Below are 3,940 nucleotides of genomic sequence, written 5' to 3'. Positions count from 1 at the left end.
ATATCATCAGCATTGATACCTGCTACTGAAGAAGAGATAAGCGTTGCAGCATCACCTGAAGACAATTGGTCTGGTGAAATATCTACAACATCTTCCAATACCACTCCATCAACTACCCATAAAGGCTTGGTATCACCATAAATAGAGGAAGCTCCACGCACTCGAATTTTAGGTGCCGCTCCAAAAGTTCCCGATACATTCTGCACAGAAACCCCTGCTACTTTACCTTCCAACATACGTCCAACATCAGCAACACCAGCAACTTTTGCTTCTTCAGCTTTCAAGACCGTTGCAGAGCCTGTAAACAATTTTCGATCGATTTTCTGGTAACCCGTTGTTACCACAACCTCAGCCAATTGCTCTGACGAAACGGTTAATGTAATATTTAAATGAGTCTGGTTGGTCACAAGAACCTCTTGAGGCTCCATTCCAATAAAAGAAAACACCAGAGTAATCTCTCCATCTGGCAGTTCTAATGAAAAATTTCCATCAAAATCAGTAGATACACCTGTATTTGAACCCTTTATAACTACAGATACTCCTGGAAGAGGTAAGCCCTTATCATCGGTTACGGTTCCTTTTATTTCTTTTTGCTGCTTTGCTTCCTTTACAGGAGTAGCTTTTTCAATTTCCTTAAAGGTGATTACTTCCTCTTCTACTTCGCATTCCAGTCCTCTTTCGCGAAGTATCTGGTCCAACAACATTTTCACCTCTTCATTCTTAACTTCGATGTCAACTTTTTCAAAGTCATCGAATACTCCTCTTTTGTACAAAAATCGAAGTCCTGTCTGATCCTTAATTTCATTCAAAATGTCAAGAATCGTCACTTGTTCCATTTCCATACTCACTTTTTGGTTCTGCGAGTAGGTCTTCGCCATTGTACTATACGATAGTACAAGAATCAGAAATACAAGGATTTTCATTTCCAATAGAATTTTAAGCCATCTCCTTTTGAGAAAACAGCCCATTTGGTTGTTTTTTTTCATAAATTTGTAATCTAACAAGTTAAAATTTGTGGGTAAATATTTTGCAGATATTTATCCCGGTTTATTCAAGCGGAAAGTTTTTGCAGAACTTTCCGTTTTTTTATTTACTGCGTACTATTACTATATCCTCCTTCACTTCAAATTTTGCTCCTGATGATTTCTCGATGAAATACAGCAACTTATTAATCTCTGTATAACGCTTCATATCTCCAATGAATCGAATATCCCTGGCGGAATTGTCTGCAAAGAATACTTTCACATCATACCATCTTTCCAGTCGCAACATGATTTCTTCCAGGCTTTCATTATTGAATAGGAAGTTCCCGTCCTTCCAGGCAGTGTAAGGATACACATCTACCTGCTCAGTAGTCATACTTCCCTCTACGGTATTGGCATTCAACAAATCACCTGGTTTCATTCTTTTTTCTTCCGTTCTTTCGGCGATTTTTACACCCACGCTACCTTCTACAAGTACAGTTTTTATCAACCTCTTGTCGTAGGCATTGATGTTGAATTTTGTCCCATACACCCTAAGATCCTGATCAAAAGAATTTACCACGAATGGTTTCTGCTTGTTGTGAGCTACCTCAAAATATCCTTCCCCTTTTAAATACACTTTCCGACTTTTTCCCGTAAATTGTACAGGGTATCTCAATTCAGAATCTGCATTCAACCAAACCTTTGTACCATCTGCCAATTGCAAGTTGAATTCTTGCCCTTTTGCCACTTTAATGGTGTTGTAAATTAATTCCTTCGACTTGGTATCCTCCTTGTCGTAAACAATTCCCTTCAATGTATCGATTTGCAGAGTCGATCCATCTTGTTCCTTCAACACCTTTTGTGTATTCATCACCTGGTATTTCTTCCCGTTGGAAAGGATCAACTCAGCACCCTTTTGCCCAGGTTCTATAATTGTAACTTGTGCCAATTCCTGCTCCTTAGAAAAATCGTTTACCAGAAATGTCAGACCAACACCAAGAAGTATTACAATACTTGCAGCAACATGCCACAACACCAATTTTTTCTTCCTGGTAATTTTCGAATTAATATTTCGTTTCGCTGCAAATACATTTACCTGATCCCAATTCTGAACATTCCCCAGCCTGTAATACGTTCTTACAATATCACGATACTGTTCTTTGTTCTCATCACTATCGGCAAGCCATTCCTGCAGATTCGTGATTTGATCATCTGATGCCTTTCCTTTTAAATAGTCAAGTACATCATGTAATATATTTTCTTTTGACGTCATCTTCTTTTTCATTTGCTAGTGGAACAAAATGGATGTAAAAATGGGTGAATAAAAATGAAAGTTTTTTCAAATAAAATCTTTTCACTCTGCTAATGTGAAAGTTACAATCACAAAAAGTATAAGTATTTATTTGCAAACTGAAATTTTCGCAAAAGAAATGCAATTGGTGAGGATAAACAATGCTGGAATTTACAAGGTATAAAAGAGAGAAATCCTAAAGAAAAAACAGGTGAAAAAGATCCTGATGATCTTTCAAAACTTCCTTCAATTTGGACATACCATTTTTAAGTAAGGTCTTTACAGTATTTACAGAAACTTCCAATTCTTCAGCAGCTTCCTTATATTTCATGTTTTGAATCATGATGCACTCCACCACCTTTCGTGTTTTTTCGGGCAGTTCCCCTACAGCTTGCTTCACTTTCAGAATTCCCTCTTCTGCAATTCGCCTGGCCTCTTCCTCTGCAATTTCCAAGTGAGAAAATCCAGCCGTATCAGATAGTACATCTTTTTTATTGATGTGATTTAATGAAGCATTTTTAACCAAAGTAAACAGGTAGGTGCTAAGTGAGTTGTTATACAACTTTTCAAACAACTTGTCATTCCAGAATTTAATGAATACCTCCTGAACAACATCTTCCGCGGTATGCATGTCGTTTACAAAGGCATTTGCATACAAAACCAAAGGTTTGTAATACCGTCTGAACAGAAGATCCAAGCCTTCCTTGTCTCCTCTACGGATATGTTCTAAAATACTTTGGTCTGTAATCATGATTAAGGGGTTTCGCCACAAATATATTCATGTTTTTGGAAAATCATAGAGACGGGCTAAAAACTGTTCTTTAGCACTGAAGCAAAAAAAACAAGAATATAAACTCATATGTTTAGACAAATCCTTAAAACAAGTATCAATAACTTGCAAACTTGTATTTATATGAATTACAAATAAAGTAACCAAACCGATCCAATCTAAATATCTATATTCCTTAAAAACGAAACTATTAAATAAAGTTAAATACAATGAGTGTACAAAACTTGACATATTTGACAAGTAGTATTGAAATAACACTTATTTAACTTAGGTTGTTCTTAGTGAACGAAAGACACACAATGTCTTTTTTATTAATTAACGAAGTACCTCATCGTATCCTTAACAAGCGGCCCAAACTTTGAGCGGTAGAACTTGAAAATAAAGATCGATGTATGCTTTCTGGTATATAATGCGATAGCAATGTATTACAAATTACCTTAAGAAATACTTGTCCTCGCAAAATTCCTATGGTAATAAACATTAAAGCCACGGAAAAAGGCCAACTAGGTGTAGCTTGTGGCGAAAAAAAACTCTATGCTACTAACATGGTAAATAGAAAACAAAAAGAGCAAGCCATAACAGCTTGCTCCTCTAACTAATCAAATGAAATACATCCTTTATCTAAAACGGAATGTATTTCTGAACCCAATCGTTTATAATTTATGATTGGAGCAGGCACTAGCTACTATGCCCACTCCTCAACAATCATAAACTAATCAACTCATTATTAAACGGAAATACTTTTATATAATGGAAATTGACCTTAATGTATACAAGTAAAATATAGCTTTACAATTGGTCACTTAACAACCACTGTAAAGCTCCTTGTTTAGTGGAAAATACTTTTGGATAATAGTTACTACAATTGGTCATATCCTCTAACATTATACCGTA

At 36.0% G+C, this 3,940-nt stretch carries 3 protein-coding genes; all 3 read right to left on the bottom strand.

Translation table 11 applies throughout. The annotated features are described in order from the left end of the window. A partial coding sequence (locus tag DF185_RS22825; protein WP_207784733.1) for a carboxypeptidase-like regulatory domain-containing protein occupies positions 1–923 on the bottom strand: 923 nt, incomplete at its 3' end. A gap of 163 nt (positions 924–1,086) precedes the next feature. Beyond that, complete coding sequence (locus DF185_RS22820; RefSeq protein WP_165836109.1) at positions 1,087–2,238, bottom strand: FecR family protein; 1,152 nt, start codon at positions 2,236–2,238, stop codon at positions 1,087–1,089. Positions 2,239–2,452: 214 nt separating this feature from the next. Continuing rightward, positions 2,453–3,007, bottom strand: coding sequence for an RNA polymerase sigma factor (locus DF185_RS22815; protein ID WP_110364052.1), 555 nt, complete (start codon positions 3,005–3,007; stop codon positions 2,453–2,455). Positions 3,008–3,940 lie beyond the last annotated feature (933 nt).

The sequence above is a fragment of the Marinifilum breve genome (assembly GCF_003202155.1).
Taxonomy (GTDB): Bacteria; Bacteroidota; Bacteroidia; order Bacteroidales; family Marinifilaceae; genus Marinifilum; species Marinifilum breve.
This window is presented reverse-complemented; position numbering and strand designations above follow the sequence as displayed.